We start from the raw sequence: 18,552 nt of genomic DNA, 5'->3' as shown, positions 1-18,552 counted from the left end.
CATGAGCGACGACAATATCCCGAACGATCCGTTAACCCATCACGAATACGACGGCATCCGCGAGTTCGACAATCCGCTGCCGGGTTGGTGGCTGATGACCTTCTTCGGTACCATCATCTTTTCGTTCGTCTACTCGATTCATTTCATGATCATGCCCGACACGGGTCTAGCGCACGAATTCCAGACCGCCTGGAAGGCGCTGCAATCGATCCAGGCCACCGCGGTCGCCAGCGCCCCCGCCGCTTCGGCGGAAGAGCTCGCCGCCGCCGCGAAGGATCCCGCCGCGCTGAACGCGGGTGCCGCGATCTACGCCGGCAAGTGCGCGGCCTGCCACGGCGCCAAGGGTGAAGGTATGGTCGGTCCCAATTTGACCGATAAATTTTGGATTCACGGCAAAGGTGAACCGACCGACGTCCTGCACACCGTCGCGAAAGGCGTCCTTGATAAAGGGATGCCCGGCTGGGAAAATATGATCTCGAAGGAAGAACTGACCCAAGTGGTCGCCTTCGTGAACTCGCTCCACAACACCAACGTTTCCGGCAAGGCCCCGCAAGGCGAAGCCTATGACAAGTAGAAAACCGAGTAAAAAAGCCGAGTCAGATGAAGGAGACCCCGCTCCGTGAGTAACGACGTCCCCACCCCCATCGATAATTTCCGTGATCGCCTGTCGATGATCGGCGAAGGGGGACGTCGCGAAAAAATCTACGCCGCCGAGGTGAAAGGCCCGTGGCGTAAACGCCGTGATTACACTCAGGCCGTGTTGATCCTGTTTTTCCTGATCCTGCCTTGGACGCGCATGAACGGCGAACAAACCTTGTGGCTGGATCTGCCGTCCCGTCGGTTCGCGATCTTCGGTCTGGTCTTCCAAGCGCACGACGGCCCGCTGCTCTTTTTCGTCTTGGGAACGCTCGCGGTCGGGCTCGCGTTTCTGACCGCGGTCTGGGGACGGGTGTGGTGCGGCTGGGCCTGCCCGCAAACGGTTTTCATCGACGGAATCTTCCGCCGGATCGAACGACTGTTCGAAGGCACGCATCTCGAACGCCGCAAACTTGACCGCGAAGAAATGGGCTTGCGCAAATTCTTAATCAAGTCCGGCAAATGGATCGCGTTCGCGACGGTCTCGCTCGTGATCACGCACAGCTTCCTGGCCTACTTCGTCGGCGCCCGCAACTTGATCGACATGGTGACGTCCGATCCCGCGGCGAATTGGACATCTTTCGTTTTCATCTTGGTCTCGAGCGGCATCATCCTTTTCGATTTCGGTTGGTTCCGCGAGCAGTTTTGCATCGTCGCTTGTCCCTACGGACGCTTCCAGGCGGTCTTGATGGACACGCAAACCCTGACCGTCACCTACGACGTCAAACGCGGCGAACCCCGTAAAGGCGCCGTCCCGAAAGGCGCCCCCACCGGCGATTGCGTGGCTTGCGGCCGCTGCGTCGCCGTTTGCCCCACCGGCATCGATATCCGTAACGGCGCGCAGATGGAGTGCATCGGCTGCACCGCCTGCATCGACGCCTGCGATGAGATCATGACGAAAGTGAAAAAGCCCACGGGCTTGATCCGCTACGACTCGCTCAGCACGCGCCGCCAAGCGTGGTGGAAGCGCCCGCGCGCCGTCGGTTACGCCGCGGTCCTCGCGTTCATGATCGTGGGTCTGACCATCGCGGTCGCACGTCGACAGGATTTCAGCGCGCAGCTCCTGCGTGGTCTCGATACGCCTTACAGCATGGTCACGGGTGCCGCAGGCGAAAACTTGGTGCTGAACCACTTGCGTTTGCATTTACACTCACAGACCGGCGTCGCGCAGAAAGTGCGGATCGAACTTCCGGCGGAATTGAAAGCCAAAGGTCTGGAACTCAAGATCGCAAACGCCGAACCCGAACTCGCGCCGCAAGCCCATCTTGAAGTTCACGCCTTCGTGACGGCCCCGTCCGCGCTTTTTCAAGGCCACGGCCGCACCGAAATCGAGCTCGATCTGGTGAGTGAAACCGGCGCGCACTCCCGCGTGAAAGGAACTTTGCTTGGACCTTTTTAACTCGGGTCTGATGCTGATTCTTTTCACCGCACTGATCGGCAGCTGGCACTGCGCAGGGATGTGCGGTCCCGTCGCGCTTTTGATGGGCCGCGGACGCGCGGGCTTCTTCTACCAATCCGGTCGCGCGCTCAGTTACCTCGGGCTCGGCGCCATCGCGGGCGCGACCGGCGATCAAATCCTTTACCGCATTCAAGATCTGCAACATACGGGACTGAAGTTCGTCGTCCTCGGCGTGACGGCCCTTTTGTTGGGACTGTCGGCGATGTACTTGCTTCGCCCCGTGCAGGATCGTATTCCCCGCTTGATCCGCGCCCTGCCCGAATCTTTCCGCCCCGTGGTGATGGGACTCGGCACGGCGGCCTTTCCTTGCGGATGGCTTTGGAGTTTCGTGGCCGCCGCCGCCGCCAGCGGCAGCGCGCGCGCCGGCGCCCTGGTCATGTTCGCGCTCTGGCTGGGTGGACTGCCCGCATTGACGCTGTTCGCCCGTTTGAACACTTATCTGTGGCGCTACTTTCCCGCGCGTTACCGCCCCGTGCTCGCCGTCCTTCTTTGGGTCGCGAGCATCTGGGGTCTGCTCAGTCATCTTCTAGTCACGGCTCACTAGCTGAATTGGCCGCGCGCCATCGTCCCCATTTTTCCCCACTTCCGTGGTCGGTTTCAGGCCCCTGTCTTTGCATAACGAGTTGATCGGTGACTTTGGCGAGCCAGAGTCGGGATTTTAACCTCAAGCAAGGACGGAAGACATGATGATCGAAACTTATGAAACAAACACGGTGACCCGGGAGATTCCCGCGCAGGGCTCTTTGATTAGCTGGCGCTCAACACTCGGCGGACTCGCACTGGCCGCGGTCACTTTTCTGGCGGCCCTGGCGCTCGCAGTCGCCTTCGGCGGAATCGGCCTGGAAGACGGCACGACCGCACGCAACGCGGGACTTTTTGCGGGCGTGTCGGTGGTCCTCGCGACCATTCTGGCGACGTTCGTGGGTGCTTACTATGCGGTTCGCACCCAGCGCACGCGCGTGGATCTCGTCGGTAGCGCGCAGGGTCTTTTGGTCGGCGCGGTCTTTGTGACTTTCATCGTCGTGCAGGTCTTCGCGCTCGCGGGAACGCTCGGTTCCGCCGCGGCGAAAACTCTGGGCGCGGGAGCCGCCGCCGTGACGACCGGGGCCGCCGTTGCCGCCGACAATCCGATGGTGCGCGACTTCGTCGAGGACAACTTCGCGGGCCTGAACCTGCGCTCGGAGCCTTCGGTCGTGATCCAAGGGGTCGCATCAAGATTGATCCGCGGTGACAACGAAGCCGCGAAAAACTACCTCGCCGGTCAAGCGGGCCTGACTCCCGAAGAAGCCGACGCCCGCATCGCCGCCACCCAAGCGCGGATCGACGCCGCCGCCGTGGAAGCGCGAGAGGCCGCCGCCACCGCACTGAAAACGACGGGCTGGTCGCTTTTCGTCGTCATGTGTTTGGGCCTGATGTTCTCGGTGCTCGGCGGACTGCTCGCCTCGGTGCTGAACACCCGCGCGACGATGGAAGTCGTGGTGCCCGCACGTCAACCCAAAGCGACCACTCGCCCGGCGCACGTTTAACTCTCAAACTCAAAGGAGAACCCTCATGAAAGACATCAAACCCGCACTTCTGGAAGTGAACAACGAACGCGGCGCCATCGGCTGGATTTTACTCTGGGCCGTTGGCGTGCCGATTCCGCTATTGCTCTTGCTTTTTGTTCTGCGCGGCGGAACGTGATCTTTGATTAATTCACGCCGGTCGTGGCTTCCCGCCCGGCCGGCCAATCCGCCAGCTGGGTCTCGAGTGAACGCTCGTGACCCATTTCTCGTTCACGGCGCTGGGCCTCGATGAAACCGCAACGGTCGCCGAAGCCGTGCCGCTCGGGATCCCAACGCTTTCCCAGATCGCAGTTGCGCGCCCGCGCCCCGGTGCCGCAAGGATTCTCCACGACCTGAAAAGTCGTCTCTTCGGTGTCGCGAGGTGCCGCCCGCGCGTGCGCGCGGGACGCCGAGGCGATATCGAGTTTCTTCGTCCCCTTGTGGTAAAACCGACCGCCCGTATCTTCGACGATCGCCAGAAAGCAGTTGTCCGGCACCGCGGGGAAGCGCTCGCGATATTTCGGAAACGCGCGATCAAAGCCCTTATTACAAACCAGTAGCGTGCAACGCTTGTCGGCGCGATTGCACTGCTTCCCCCACTCGCCGTGGATGTCCATCGCGACGGTCACGGGATTTCCCGTGCGGATAGCGCTCTGGATGCTCTGAATGCGTTCGGTGTAACGGTTTTCACTCCCGCCCTCCATCGCGGAGTTGTCGAGCGGATTGTAGTAGCTCACGTGCGTGCGGTAACAGGCCCCGGCGACCGCCGGCGCGCGCGTCACCGTGCGGGACTTCTTTCCGGCGCGATTTACGCTCTCGGCCGAAGCGGTCGTTATGCCGGACATCACGAGCAGAGCCGCCAGGCCCACCATCCGCCTTGAAAAAACTGTCGACACCTGTCGGAGAAGAAATGAACACACGGAGCCCTCCTTGTGCATGATCGCCACGACAATCCTTTTGGCGTGGAACTTTGACTTTGCCGGAATGAAAATGCAAAGCCCTTGCCACGCGGGACGTTACGAAGTGTGACAAATCTGAGGAACATTCATTTTCCTTGCATCTTCGGCGCACGCCGGGCGAGGGGTTGCAAGGCGCGCGCGCCGAAGGCAAAGCTCGGGGCATGACACCGACCCGCGAAATCCAAACCGTTGGCTATCCCGTGAAAACCCGCGTGCTGCGCGTGACCGCGACGACCATGCTCGCCCCTAAATTGAAAAGCATCGTGTTATCCGGACCCGAGCTCGAAGGCTTTCAGAGCGGTTCTCCGGACGACCATATCAAATGTTTCTTCCCGCTCGACGCGGGCGGTCCCGTCGTGCCGCGCCTCGGACCGGACGGCATTCAGTTTCCCGAAGAACGCGCCAAACCCGCGATGCGCGACTACACGCCCGTGCGCTTCGACCCCGCCAAACAAGAACTCGAACTCATCTTTTTCTTGCACGAAGCCGGACCGGGAACGGACTGGGCGAAAGCGGCCGAGCCCGGAAGCGAGCTCGTCATCGGCGGCCCCCGCGGCAGCCGCATCGTGCCCTACAACTTCGACTGGTACCTGATGATCGGCGACGAAACCGCGATCCCCGCCTTCGCGCGCCGCTTGCGCGAGATGCCCCGCGACGCACGGGCCGAGGTCCTGATCGAAGTGCAGAACGACGCCATGAGCGTCCCCCTGGAGCACGGACCGAACGTCAACGTTCACTGGATTCAGCGCCTCGACGCGCGCCCGGGCGACCCCACCCGCATCCAATCGGCCATCAAGGTGCTGCCCTTCCCCAAGGGCGATTACTTCGCCTGGGTCATCGGTGAGTCGACCGCGGTGAAGTCCACGGCCGAGCTTCTGCGCACCCAATTCGGCGCGCAGAAGGAGTGGATGAAGGTGACGGGCTACTGGGATCTGTAGGGGCCCGGTCTCGACGCCCCAAAAAGAAAGGGCCGCTGACGCGACCCTTTCTAACCACCCTCACTCTGACTTGAATCGATTATTTATCTTTACACACGTTCGGGATGACTTCGGTCATCTGGAAGTTGTTCACGCCCATGACCTTCCAACCCTGCGCCATCATCTGGTTGTACTGGTTGGTGCCTTGGCCCGAACCGTTGAACCAGTTGCTCGCGACGTCGCAACCGTAGTCGTTGCCGCTACCGACTTTGCGCCACAGGAGCGTCACCGCGATCTCGGTGCGCGGTCCCTGGAAGTACTTGAGCTTCATCGGAATGCGCGACGCCCGCGACATCTGCACCGTGCCACCGCACTTCATGCGGGTCGGCGTGTGACCGTCGTTGTCCACGACCTTCTGGAAGCCCGAACCCGAATCCAACATCAGGATCGAACCGTCGTCCGACAGGGTCGCGAACTGGTAAAGGCCGGTCGAGTCGCCGTCATCGAGTTTGATTTCGGCGTTGTACTCGAGCGAGAACCACTCGATCAGGTCCTCTCCGCGTGAGTTCGTGAGCTTCTTGCCGCCACCGATCTCGAAACCTTGATCGAACGAGCGCGTCGGGACCGAGATCTGACCGAACAAGATCACGGTGTCTTCGACCTTGGTCCCTTTGGTCCAAACGTCCTCGACGTTTTTGATGTGGCCGTAAGCATCGGGACCGTCGTAATAGGCGAGCTTCGCCGCGATACCGGCTTTCGTGTTCGTGGTCGAACCGAAGGGATCGCAGATCACGACGGGATCCGGAATCGCCACTTTGAATTGGTGCGACTTGATATCCGAAACCAGGCCCACCGAGTCGGTCGCGCGAACTTCGAATTTGTAGTCGCCTTTGGCGAGGTCCTCGTACTTCTTGGGCGAAGTGCACTTCTCCCAAGCGCTGGCGTTCAGACGGCACTCGATGTGCGCGATCGATCCGCCATCCGCATCCGAAGCCGAGAACTCATAGTCTGCCGTAGTCACGGCGATTTCCGATGCCGGAGACTTCGTGATCACGACGATCGGCTTGATCAGATCGACGAAGATCGTCTTCGATGCCACCATACTCGTGTTACCGACGTTGTCGATGGCGCGAGCAGAAATCGTGTGCGAACCATTGGAAAGGTTCGAGAACGACTTCGCGCCCCCGCAGGTCGAGAACGAAGCGCTGTCCATCGCGCACTCGATCCGCGCGACGCCCGATCCCGAATCCGAAGCGGTGAAAGTGTAAGCCGCAGATGACGACGCTTGGCGTCCTGTCGGTCCCTCGATCGTGATCGAAGGCGGCATTGTGTCGATCACGAACTTGCGTGTCGCGGGTGAACTTTCGTGACCGACTCCATCCTTCGCGATGACCGTGAACGTGTGCTCTCCATCACTAAGCCCCGTATATGTAGCCGATCCGGAGTCACACTGAGCTGCCGGGCGACCATCCAGCTTACAGATGAAGCTGCTGAGCGGAATACCGTCATCCGAACCTTCGAATGTGAAGTGCGCGTCTCTCGACTTCACGTTACCTTCAGGACCCGATTTAATAGTGACGGACGGCGCACTCAGGTCGATGTTCCAGCTGTAGGCTATAGGCGCCGAGACATTGCCCGCACCATCGGTTGCACGCACACGAAAGCTATGGCCACCGGCGCCATAGGTCGACGAGATCCCGGAAGAGCAGGCCGCGAAAACAGCTCCATCCGCCGAGCACTCGTAACCCGATACACCCGACATGGCGTCAACCGCCGAGAACGAAAATTTGCCGACGGGATCTGCGGTGATCGTCGCAGGAGTGGATGTGAACTTCACGATCGGCGCAGTCAGATCAATACTAAGCGCATCCGACACTTCCGGAGCCGCGTTCCCCGCACGATCCACCGCCGAAAGACGGATGGCGTGCGCGCCCTCGGTCAGAGTGTGCAGTCGGACGCCCTGTGAACACCCGGTGCTCCAGGTGGCGTCGCACGCGATGCTGCCCACGCCCGAACCGCTGTCGGTCACGCGAACTTCGATCGACTGATTGGCATTATTAAAGAGCGATCCGGGCTGACGCACGATCGCGATCTCGGGTGCGATATTATCGTGGATGATGGCATCCATCACGCAACCCGACTCGATCCAACGCTCGCCGTGCAGACGACGGAAGCGTGCGAAGACTTGAATGTTGTTGTTCTGCGAGGAAAGCTTCCAGCTCTTCTTGCGGGCCATGGGCTCCCAAACGCCGCCCGAGCAATCCGCACGGTCCGAGATCATCATCTCTTCCGCGTCGTTATGCTCCAACCGCAAGGAGACATCCACCGAGTTGGTGTATTCCGCACCCTCATTAATAAGGATGAGCGAGCCATCTTTGAAGCCCAGCGCCTGCGCCGTGCCCTCAAGGTCCGCGACCTCGAAATCCACTTTCGAGCAGTTGGTATAAGACAAAGCCACAACCGCGATCGCCGAAATGACCGAAAGTTTGACACCGATCAAGCGCATAGGCCCCACTCCCCTTGAGTACAGATGGTTTCATGGGATCTAAAGAGCAATCGATGTGCCTGTCTCACCCCCAGACGCAATAGGGTCGAGGCGGACTGTATAGACTTTGACAGAGAGTCGACAAGTTCGGCGAATCATCGTGAAACGTCGAAGTTCTGACTTTGTAACAAGAGTTTGACGCCTCGAAGTGAGGCGCCAATCGGAGCTCTAAGGCTCGTATTTTTCGGCGACTTCGGAACGTGTATCGGCCGGCGCCGACTCGTCCACTTGCGCGCCACGGTCGACGACACGTTCATCGCGTCCTTGTTCGGTTTGGTAGGTCCCGCCCGTGGGCGCGCGCTCCACGTACTCACGAAGCTCACGCGCACGTTGCGAGGTCGGATTCGCTTCTTCGGTAAGGGATTTCTCGGCACGGCTCGAGACCGGATCTTTTTCGCGGGTTTTCATGAGTTCCTCCTTCAGGTTCACCCTGACGAAGCCCAGCGGTGCAAGAAGAACTCCGCGGGAAAGACGCCCCTTTTGGGACGTCCCCCGTAAGACCGAACGAAAGTTAGCCTTTCAGGAACTGCGCGCGATTCGCCTTCGCGTAATCCTGGAGCGTACGCGGAGCCCGCCCCGTGATCGTCCGCACGTTGTCATTGATCGCGGCACTGTATCCCGCCTTGACGTAACCCATGATCATTCCCAAAAACTCGGAGTAGTCCGCGGGCAGACCGGCGCCTTTAAGTCCTTGGACGAAGTCCTCGGGCGAGATGTCTTGATACTTGATCTCACGCCCGCTGGCTTCCGACAGTGCGCGCGCCACCTGATCATGATCAAGGGCCTCGCCGCCGGTCAGATCGAAGTCGCGATCGTTCCATTGATCCGTGGTCAAGAGCTTCGCCGCGACCGCCGAAATATCACCGGCATCGATGAAGCTCGTTTTCGCGGTGCCCGCCGGCAGGAAGATCGTGCCCGCTTCTTTGATCCCTTGAATCCAGAACGTGTGGAAGTTATCCATGAACCAATTGGGGCGGATGATGTTGTAGGCGAGTCCCGACTTTTCAAGTTCGAGTTCCGCACGCCGGAAAGGCGTCGCGTCCGAGGCGTTCGCGCCCATCGATGTCATCAGAACGACTTTTTTCAGCCCACGGCGTTTCGCCTCTTGAATCAGCGGCGAAAGCAGCGCGTACTGATCCACGATTCCCGGAGGCGCCAGCAGAAAGGCGCGGTCGACGCCTTCGAAGGCCGCGTGCAGACCTTCCCCCGTCACCTGATTCAGATGGACTTGCCCCGCGCCCGCTTTTCTCGAAGTCGCGGTGACGACCTCGTAGTTTTGCGCCCGCAGGATTTGCGCGATGCCCGAGCCCACTTTACCGCTGCCGCCGATGACCAGAACTTTGCCTTGTTTCATTTCGAATCTCCTCTTTGAAGGTGGGGCGGTTTTAAATCTCACCGCCGATGAAATGACTATCGCCCCTTTTTCGATTGTTGATTAGACGGCAAAATCGAAAGATAATGTTTCACTAAAGAAACAATGGAGGTCGACCTTGGATCTGGAATTGACCCGTCTTTTCGTGAAGGTGGTGCAGCAGTCCAGCTTCACCCGCGCGGCCACCGTTTTGAAGCTTCCGAAGTCGACGCTCAGCAAGGCGATCCGCCGTCTGGAAGACGAAACCGGCACCAAACTTTTGATCCGCACGACCCGCTCGCTGACGTTGACGGCGGCCGGGCGCGCGTTTTTCGAAAGCTGCGTCGGCCCGGTGCAGACGCTCGAGGACGCCCGCAAGTCTTTAAGCGGCGCGGACAGCGTCATGCAGGGTTTGGTGCGCATCACCGCGCCCGAAGACCTCGGCGGTTACGCGGTCGCCCCGGTCGTGGCCGAGCTCAGCCGCAAGAACCAGGGACTCAACTTCGATTTGCACTACACGGATACGGTCGTGGATCTGGTCCGCGACGGCTTCGACCTTGCCGTTCGCATCGGGCGGGTCGCGCCGTCGAACTTCAAAACGCACAAACTGGGCGAGGTGCGGTTGATTCCCGTGGCCGCGAAATCCTATCTGCAACGTTTTCCGAAGATCCAAAAGCCGAAGGACCTGACGGCCCATTGCACGCTCAGCTTCAGCGAAAGCCGTTTGCGCAACCAGTGGTCACTGCGCAACGAACGTGAAACGATCACGGTCCGGGTCAATCCCCGCGTCGCGAGCAACCAGATGACGAGTCTTTTGAAAATGGCCGTCGCGGGCGGCGGCGTCGCGCTCGTGCCTTCGTATCTCGCCGCCGAGGATTTGCGCGCGGGGCGCTTGCAGCGGGTGCTTCCCGATTGGTCGGCGCCCGGATTGCCCGTGGCCCTGATCTCGCCGCTCGCGACCTCGAGTTCCGCGCGCCTGAAAATCACGGCGGACCTGCTGACGGAAAGATTGCGCGCGCTTTTAAAAGACGGATGACGCTCTTTAGCCGCGCAGGCCGAAGCTGAAGGTCCGCATGGAAATCGATCCGTTCTGCATCTCTTCCCACTCGAACGCGAGTCGATCCTTCGCGTCCGCCGCGCCCAGGATGTAGAGCGCGGGGAAGTAGTGATCCGGCGTCGGCACGGCCAGACGTCCGGCCTCGGTCGCGAGATAGTCTTTCGTCAAAGCGCCGAAATTGCCGTCCTCTAACATCGACTTGGTCCACGCGTCGAATTCCAGCGCCCACGCGTAGGGTTTCGCCGCCGGATCCCATTCGATCCGCCGCAAGTTGTGCACGAGATTACCCGAGCCGACGATCAAGACCCCTTGCTCACGCAGGGCGCGCAGGCGTTCCCCCATCTCGAAGTGGTAGGCCGGCCCTTTCGTCATATCGAGACTCAACTGCAAGACCGGAATCTCGGCCTGGGGGAAAACGTGACGCAAGACCGACCACGTTCCGTGATCGAGCCCCCATTCGTCTTCATCAATCCCGACCACGGGCGCCGGCGCGGACGTTTTCGCGACCTCACGCTCGACCAGCTCCGCCACCACCGGCGAACCCGGCGCGGGGTACTGCACCTCGAAAAGCTCACGCGGAAAGCCGCCGAAATCGTGGATCGTCGGCGGCTTCTCCATTCCGGTGACAAACGTCCCTTCGGTCATCCAGTGCGCCGAGACGCAAAGGATGGCGCGCGGTCGCGGCAGATCCCGACCGATCTGCGCGAGCCGTTGGGTGAAGGCATTGTCGGTGATCGCGTTCATGGGGCTTCCGTGGCCGAAGAAAAGAATCGGCATGCGATCGGAGGTGGTTTTCATCGTCGTTCTCCCGTCCCGAAGTCCCGCCCAGGCCGCGGCCAGTCCCAGCCCGCCCAGTGAAGCGGCGGTCAGAAGCTGGCGGCGGTTCCAAAAGCGGGGGTCCTTCGTCATGAGTTGATTGTACGCTCTCTGCCATCGTTCCACTAGTGGACATAAATGCAAAACACTGTTCTAATTTTAGAACAATGGATTTAAACCAACTGGCCGTCTTTTCCCGCGTCGTCGAGGCGGGCTCTTTCACCCGGGCCGCCCAGCAATTGCGGCAACCGAAATCGCGCGTCAGCCGCCAGATCGCGAGCCTGGAAAAAGCGTTGGGAACCGCGCTGCTGTTACGGAGCACGCGCCAGCTTTCGCTCACCGAAGCCGGGCGCGCCCTTTACGAAAAAATCCGGACTCCGCTGTACGATCTCGAAAGCGCCTCGCAAATGGCGACCGAACATGAGCCGACGGCGGGTCTTTTGCGCGTCACCGCCGCCGAAGATCTGGGCCTCGTGCTGCTGACGCCTTTTCTGAATCGTTTGGGACGCGAGTTTCCCGCACTGCGTATCGAGGCCCGCCTGACCAACGACTATGTGGATCTCGTCAAGGAAGGCGTCGATCTGGCGATCCGCATCGGCGCGCTCAAAGACACGAGTTTGCGTCAAAAAAAATTGGGCGACATCCAACTGATCCCCGTGGCGAGCCCGGAAATGGCGCGCCGCTGGGGCCTGATGAAAGACCCCGCCGAGCTCGCGTCACACCCGGCCCTCGTCTTCGCCCCCGGAACGGCGGCCGTGGAGTGGACCTTCCAGGGCCCGGGAGGGGAACGTCGGCGAGTCAAGCCCCACGCCTTTCGAAGTTCCAATAATCCCCAGTTGCTTCTTGCGGCCGCACTCGATCATCAAGGCCTCGCGGTTTTGCCCGACTTCGTCGTCCAAGAGGCGCTACGCGCGCGCCGGCTCAAACGGCTTTTTCCCCAATGGAGCGGCCCCCGCGTCCCCGTACAGCTTCTGTGGCCCGCACACCGCGAATCCCGTCCCCTCGTTCGCCTTTTCATCGAACGTGCCCACAATTTGGAAGCGATGAAAAAGCCGCGCGGAGCGTAGGAAATTGCGCTTCCTCCGAGGGGCCAATTGACGAGCTAAAAAGGTCCTGCCAGACTCCCCTCTTTGCAGGGAGTCCCCGACTTGGCGAAGAAAACGCGCGCGGTCAAAAAAACGAAAACGCCGCCCCGTGCCGCGAGCACCGGCCCGGTGGCGATCGTCGCGTTGGGCGCATCGGCCGGAGCGGTACAAGGACTGCGACAGTTTCTAAGTCATATTGATCCCGAAACCCCCGTCGCTTACGTCATCACGCAACATCTCGATGAGCACGGCAACGACTTGGCCCTCGAGGTTCTGAAAAGCCAGTCCCCGCTTCCGGTCATCCGCATTGAGTCGGGAACGAAGCTGCGCTCGGGACACATCTTCCATGCCCCTGCCCACTCGCGCGTCGGCGTAAAGAACAACAGCTTCGTGGTCGAGAATCTGACCGAACGTAATGAAGCGGTCACGATGATCGACTTCACCTTCCGCTCGCTGGCCGCTGAACACGGCGCACGTGTCGTGGGTATCCTTCTTTCCGGCGAAGGCGCCGACGGCGCACTCGGCCTGAAGGCGATCAGCGACGCGGGTGGAATGACGATGACGCAAAATCCGGAGTCGACGGGACACCCCTCGATGCCGGAAAACGCCATCGCCACCGGCGCGATCGATCACATCGCGCGGCCCGAGCACATGCCGGGCCTGATCCGCGACTACGTCCAGTCGTTGAAGCGGATCCTTGAGCGCGACGGCGCGGCGGTGCAAACCAAAATCTCGTCGGCGCTGATCGAGATCTGCGAAATTCTACTGAAGAAAACCCGCCACGATTTCAAACACTACAAAACCACGACGCTCGTCCGCCGTATCCAACGCCGCCTGCAGGTCTTGCAACTCGACAACGTGGAGTCTTACCTCGAGCACCTGCAGAAAGACCCGAAAGAGGCCGACGCCCTTTTCAAAGAGCTTTTGATCAACGTTACGAATTTCTTCCGCGATCCGGAAGCCTTCGAAACTTTGAAAGAAGAAGTGCTCGTCAAAGCGCTCAAAAGTCGCCCCGCGGACAGCAAGTACCGGATCTGGGTCGCGGGCTGCTCGACCGGCGAAGAGGTTTACACGATCGCCATCCTCGTACGCGAGGTGCTGTCGAAGCTGAAGGCGCCTTGCGAGGTCCAGATCATCGCGACCGATATCGATGAGGTCGCGCTGAACCAAGCGCGCAAGGGAGTTTACCCCATCACCATCGACGAGCACGTCTCGCGCGCACGGTTGAAACGTTTCTTCACGCGCAAAACGGGCAAGTACCACGTCAACAAAGAGATCCGCGAGATGGTGCTGTTCTCTTCGCACAATCTGATCAACGATCCGCCGTTTTCGCAGCTCGATCTGATCTCGTGCCGAAACGTGTTGATCTACCTGGGCCCGCATCTGCAGAAAAAACTCATCCCGGTCTTCCACTACGCGCTTCGTCCGGGGGGATCGCTCTTCTTGGGGAACAGCGAGACGCTCACCAACCACAAAGAGCTTTTCCGGCCGACCAGCGCCAAACACCGGATCGCGCAGCGCAAAGCGACCGCGATCCGTCCGCCGGGGTTTTCGACGACGGTGGGATCTTCGTTTACCCAACATCCGATCGAGAACGTGCGCAATCACGAGGCCGACATCCACCAGATCAGCCAACGCATTCTGCTCGACGAGTTCGCGCCGAAGTATGCGGTCGTGAATGACGAGTGCCAGATCGTCTCGGTTTCGGCGGGCATCGCGCACTACATGGAGCCCAGTGAAGGCACGTTTCAAAACAACCTCATGAAACTCGTGAAGCCGTCTTTACGTGTGGGTTTGCGGACCGCCTTCACCCAGGCCAGCAAGCAAAAACGTAAGGTCTCGCATTACGATTCGTCGCTGAAGCATGACAAACAGTTCGAGCGGATCGGCATCACGGTTCAGCCGATGCCCCAGCTCGGCGACGAAGCGCCGCTTTTCATGGTGGTTTTCACGAACCTGGGACCGCTGCGGTCGCGCGATCAGGTCGCGAAGACTCCCGCCATCAGCGAGTCCGACGTGCTCATCATCGATCAGCTCGAGCGTGAGCTGGGGACGATGCGCGAAGATCTCGACCGCTCGGTTCAGGATCTGGAAGCCTCCAACGAAGAGCTCAAATCGTCCAACGAAGAACTGCTCTCGATGAACGAAGAGTTACAAAGCGCGAACGAAGAGCTGGAAGCCTCGAAAGAGGACGTCCAGATCGCGAATGAGGCGCTTTCGCGTTCAAACAGCGATTTGGAAAACCTGCTCGCTTCGACGGACGTCGCGACGCTCTTCCTGGACGAAAAGTACAACATCCTCAGCTTCACTCCCCAGGTCGAGAGCGTCTACAACCTCTCCAAAGTCGATATCGGCCGTCCGATCACGGATATCACGGACCGCGCGCAGGCGATGCCCGCATTCCCGGCCTATCACGACATCCTGAACGGCGAAGACCACTTCGAAGACGATATTCCCATGCGCGACGGACGGTGGCTGCAACGACGCTTGCTTCCGTACCGCACCTCCGAAGGAGAAGCCTCGGGGATCGTGGCGACCTTCGTGGACATCACCAAAGTGCGGGCGGCGGAAGAACGCTACCGCGAGCTTGCGGACACGATGCCGATGATCGTCTGGACGGCGAATCCGGACGGCTACGTCGACTATTTCAATCGCCGCTGGTACGAATTCGCCCAACTTCCGCCCGATTCCGAACCCGACGGTTCCTGGATCGAACTGCTCCACCCCGAAGATGCCGAACGGACCGCGCGGGCCTGGTCGTCCGCCGTGAAGGCCGGCAAACCGCTCGAGATCGAGTTCCGCTTTATGGATCGCTCCACCGGGGCCTACCGCTGGTTCCTGGCGCGCGCGGTGGCGGTGCGGGACGCGACCGGCAACGTGTACAAGTACTACGGAACGAACTTCGATATCGACGATCGCGTCGCCGCGGAAAACCGTCGGCGCGAAGGTGAGCTTCGCTTCCAGGTCATGGCCGACCGCGCGCCCGTCCTGATCTGGCTTTCGGGAACGGACATGCAGCGCCATTGGTTCAACCGCTCTTGGCTGAACTGGACGGGCCGCAGCTTGGAAGTCGAGCAGGGATCGGGCTGGTCGAAAAGCATCCACCCCGACGACTTCCGCCGCTTCATGGACACCTACGAGCAGGCCTTCCGTGACCAACAAGAGTTCATCATCGAGTACCGCCTGCTTCATCACTCGGGCGAGTACCGGTGGGTGAATGGCCGCGGCACGCCGCGCTTCACCGCCGATGGTCGCTTCGAAGGCTTTATCGGCGGCTGCATGGATATCAACGAGCTTCGCCTCGCGCGTGAAGCCATCTCGCGCAGCGAACGTATGCTGGATTTGATTTTCCAGGAAAGTCCCGCGTTCATGTCCTTGATCAAGGGCCCCAACCACGTCTACGCGAACGCGAACAAAAAATACTACGAAGTCACCGGCATGGACTCTTCGATCATCGGCAAGACCGTCAAAGAGGTCTACCGCGGCATCGAGCCACAGGGCTTCGTCCAACTTTTAGACCGCGTGATCGAAACGGGGGAGCCCTACTACGGCTTTGAACGCCCGCTCGACATCGATTTGGGCGAAGGGCGTAAGCGCCGCCTGTATCTGGACTTCGCGTTTCAGCCCCTCTCGGGCGACGACGGCAAAATCTTCGCGATCGTCAGTCAAGGTTTCGATGTCACGGACCGCGTCCTCGCCCGTCGCGCCGTCGAAGAGGCGCGCGCGCGCCAAGACATGATGCTGGAGACTTCGCCCTCGTTCATGGCCGTCTTGAGCGGCCCCGACTACAACTTCATTCAGGCGAATGAGCGTTACCTGCAACTCGTGGGACGCGAACGCGACATCATCGGCAAAACCCTGCGCGAGGCCCTGCCCGAAATCGAGGGCCAAGGCTTCATCGACATCCTCGATCACGTGCGCCGGACGGGCGAGCCCTATACGGGAACCGAAGTCCCCGTCATGCTGAAGCGGAGCTCCCTCCGCCCGCAAGAATTACGTTACCTGGATTTCGCCTACCAAGCGGTCGCGGTCGACGGGGACGTCCCGCAGATTTTCGTTCACGGCGTCGACGTCACCGAAAAGGTCCAGGCGCGATCAGTCCTCGAACTGGCGAAGCAAACCATCGAAATCGAACGCGAGAACTTCCGCAATCTGTTCCGGCAAACCCCCGAGATGGTCGTGATCCTGAACGGCCCGGAGCACGTCTTCGAATTCGTCAACGAAGCCCACACGAAAGCGCTCGGCTTCGACGCCACCGGAATGACCATCCGCGCGGCGCAACCCGAATCGACCGAAATCCACGGTATCTTGGACAATGTCTACGAAACCGGCGTCACGGCCGAGCTGAGCGAGATCCCCGTCACCCTCGGCGACCGCTTGCGGTACTTCAACCTGACCTACGCGGCCCGCCGCGACTCCGAAGGGAAAATCAACGGCGTCATGATTCTGGGCCAAGAGATTTCGGACCAGATCACGAACCGCGAATCCGTCGAGTCGCAGAAGCAGGCGCTGGAGCTCACCCTGCGCGGCGCTTCGACCGAAGAGATCCTGCACGTCCTGACGCAAAACCTCGAGCAGCAGATCGGGCGCGGCTGCATGGCCTCGGCGCTGATCATGGCCGACGACGGCCAGCACCTTCAGCACGGGGCCGCCCCCTCGCTGCCGCCGGAGTACAGCGAGCTCGTGCACGGGCTCCCCATCGGCCCACAAATGGGATCGTGCGGAACGGCCGCGTATTTCGGCAAGACCGTGATCGTCTCCGACATTCAGAAAGATCCCTTGTGGGCGCACGGCCGCGAGATCGCCGCGCGTTTCAAACTGCGCGCCTGCTGGTCGATGCCGATTCTGTCGAGCACACGCAAAGTTCTGGGCACCTTCGCCCTTTACTACCACGACGTGCGCAACCCTTCGCCCTGGGAACACAAACTTCTGGAGCTCGCGACCCGCACGGCCGCGCTCGTGATGGAGCGTCGTCAATCGATGCTCGACCTACAGACCGCGAAAGACGAGGCCGAAGAGGCGCGCGCCACCGCGGAAATGGCGAACGAATCGAAGACGCGCTTCCTCGCCAATATGAGCCACGAAATCCGCACGCCACTCGCCGCGATTCTAGGCTACGCGGATCTGTTGCAAGGACGCACGAAAGAATCCGACTCCGAGGCCGCACAACAGCTGGACCGGATTTCGAAGAACGCTTCGCAGCTCGGCCGCCTGATCGACGATCTACTTGATCTTTCAAAAATCGAAGCCGAACGTTTCGAGATCGACCGCGCGGATTTCGATCTGCTCGCCGTCGTGAACGAGGTCGTGGACAGCCTCGCGCTCAAGGCACGCGACAAAGACATCGCGATTCGCCACCGGGCACTGAACGCGCTGCCGACGGTCATCAACACGGATCCGACACGTTTCCGCCAGGTTCTCACGAACGTCGTCGGGAACGCGGTCAAGTTCACCGAACACGGTCGCATCGATATCGAACTCGAAGCGCGCCAGCAACAGGGCCGCGACATGCTCTGGATCCGCGTGCGCGATACCGGTATCGGCCTTTCGCCCGAGCATCAGAAACGAATCTTCGATCGCTTCGTGCAGGGCGACGCCTCGGTCACGCGTAAATACGGCGGAACGGGTCTGGGCCTCGTCCTCTCACGCCGATTGGCGCAGTTGATGGGTGGCGATTTCATTCTGGAAGACTCCGAACTCGGACGCGGTTCGTCCTTCTTGATCATGATCGCGTTGGGGCCTGTGGGCCGCGTCTCGACGGACCGCCGCGCGCCCGTGCCGAAATCCCATGCCACGACCTTGAGCGGACGCCGCATTCTGGTCGTGGACGATGCCCCCGACAATCAGGCCATCATTCAGCTCTTTATCGAAGCCGTCGGCGGCGAAGTCGCCATCGCCGGAAACGGCCGCGAAGCCGTGGACGCCATGCTGAAAGAAACTTTCGACGTCGTATTGATGGACATCCAAATGCCGGTCATGGACGGCTACCAGGCGCTGAAAACCGCGCGTGAGAGCGGTTACCTGGGCCCCATCCTGGCGCTCACCGCGCACGCACTGAAGGAAGAAAAGGATGCCTGCCTAGATGCGGGTTTCACCGACTACCTGTCAAAACCCATCGACCGCGCGCTCTTGATCCACCGAATCGCCGAACTCAGCACGCGCCCGAACGAATTCGTGAAGTGA

The 18,552-nt window shown here is 60.5% G+C and carries 13 protein-coding genes; 8 read left to right on the top strand and 5 right to left on the bottom strand.

Features of this window, described 5'->3' with window-relative positions:
- Position 1 precedes the first annotated feature (1 nt).
- The 4 genes from KF767_16705 to KF767_16690 all read left to right on the top strand — a co-directional run bounded on the left by KF767_16705 (position 2) and on the right by KF767_16690 (position 3,621).
- Positions 2-574 (top strand): c-type cytochrome, encoded by a 573-nt coding sequence (locus KF767_16705; GenBank protein MBX3019530.1) that lies wholly within the window; start codon positions 2-4, stop codon positions 572-574.
- 45 nt (positions 575-619) lie between these two features.
- Positions 620-2,035, top strand: a complete 1,416-nt coding sequence (ccoG, locus tag KF767_16700) for a cytochrome c oxidase accessory protein CcoG (GenBank protein MBX3019529.1) — start codon at positions 620-622, stop codon at positions 2,033-2,035.
- A gap of 10 nt (positions 2,036-2,045) precedes the next feature.
- Positions 2,046-2,639, top strand: coding sequence for a sulfite exporter TauE/SafE family protein (locus KF767_16695; GenBank protein ID MBX3019528.1), 594 nt, complete (start codon positions 2,046-2,048; stop codon positions 2,637-2,639).
- Positions 2,640-2,778: 139 nt separating this feature from the next.
- On the top strand, positions 2,779-3,621 hold the full coding sequence (locus KF767_16690; protein MBX3019527.1) for a hypothetical protein: 843 nt from the start codon (positions 2,779-2,781) through the stop codon (positions 3,619-3,621).
- Between the two features lie 164 nt (positions 3,622-3,785).
- Here KF767_16690 and KF767_16685 read toward each other — a convergent pair whose 3' ends face one another.
- Complete coding sequence (locus KF767_16685; protein MBX3019526.1) at positions 3,786-4,535, bottom strand: hypothetical protein; 750 nt, start codon at positions 4,533-4,535, stop codon at positions 3,786-3,788.
- Between the two features lie 224 nt (positions 4,536-4,759).
- Between KF767_16685 and KF767_16680 the strand changes: the two genes are divergently transcribed.
- Positions 4,760-5,536, top strand: a complete 777-nt coding sequence (locus KF767_16680) for a siderophore-interacting protein (GenBank protein ID MBX3019525.1) — start codon at positions 4,760-4,762, stop codon at positions 5,534-5,536.
- A gap of 79 nt (positions 5,537-5,615) precedes the next feature.
- Here KF767_16680 and KF767_16675 read toward each other — a convergent pair whose 3' ends face one another.
- The 3 genes from KF767_16675 to KF767_16665 all read right to left on the bottom strand — a co-directional run bounded on the left by KF767_16675 (position 5,616) and on the right by KF767_16665 (position 9,414).
- Entirely contained in the window at positions 5,616-8,021 is a 2,406-nt protein-coding gene (locus KF767_16675) for a hypothetical protein (GenBank protein MBX3019524.1), read from the bottom strand.
- 207 nt (positions 8,022-8,228) lie between these two features.
- Positions 8,229-8,468, bottom strand: coding sequence for a hypothetical protein (locus tag KF767_16670; protein MBX3019523.1), 240 nt, complete (start codon positions 8,466-8,468; stop codon positions 8,229-8,231).
- Positions 8,469-8,571: 103 nt separating this feature from the next.
- On the bottom strand, positions 8,572-9,414 hold the full coding sequence (locus KF767_16665) for an NAD(P)H-binding protein (GenBank protein MBX3019522.1): 843 nt from the start codon (positions 9,412-9,414) through the stop codon (positions 8,572-8,574).
- 136 nt (positions 9,415-9,550) lie between these two features.
- On the opposite strand from KF767_16665, the gene KF767_16660 reads away from it, so the two are divergent.
- Positions 9,551-10,447, top strand: coding sequence for a LysR family transcriptional regulator (locus KF767_16660; protein ID MBX3019521.1), 897 nt, complete (start codon positions 9,551-9,553; stop codon positions 10,445-10,447).
- A 6-nt stretch (positions 10,448-10,453) separates the two neighbouring features.
- On the opposite strand, the gene ygiD is transcribed toward KF767_16660, so the two are convergent.
- The gene (ygiD, locus tag KF767_16655) at positions 10,454-11,245 is read right to left on the bottom strand and encodes a 4,5-DOPA dioxygenase extradiol (GenBank protein MBX3019520.1); all 792 of its coding nucleotides are present in this window, start codon (positions 11,243-11,245) and stop codon (positions 10,454-10,456) included.
- A 206-nt stretch (positions 11,246-11,451) separates the two neighbouring features.
- Between ygiD and KF767_16650 the strand changes: the two genes are divergently transcribed.
- Both KF767_16650 and KF767_16645 read left to right on the top strand, forming a co-directional pair.
- Positions 11,452-12,351, top strand: a complete 900-nt coding sequence (locus KF767_16650; GenBank protein MBX3019519.1) for a LysR family transcriptional regulator — start codon at positions 11,452-11,454, stop codon at positions 12,349-12,351.
- A gap of 81 nt (positions 12,352-12,432) precedes the next feature.
- Complete coding sequence (locus KF767_16645) at positions 12,433-18,552, top strand: PAS domain-containing protein (protein ID MBX3019518.1); 6,120 nt, start codon at positions 12,433-12,435, stop codon at positions 18,550-18,552.

This window comes from Pseudobdellovibrionaceae bacterium, from assembly GCA_019637875.1.
GTDB lineage: Bacteria > Bdellovibrionota > Bdellovibrionia > Bdellovibrionales > Bdellovibrionaceae > JAHBUW01.
The sequence above is the reverse complement of the archived record's forward strand: the minus strand, read 5'-3'. Positions and strand labels throughout refer to the sequence as shown.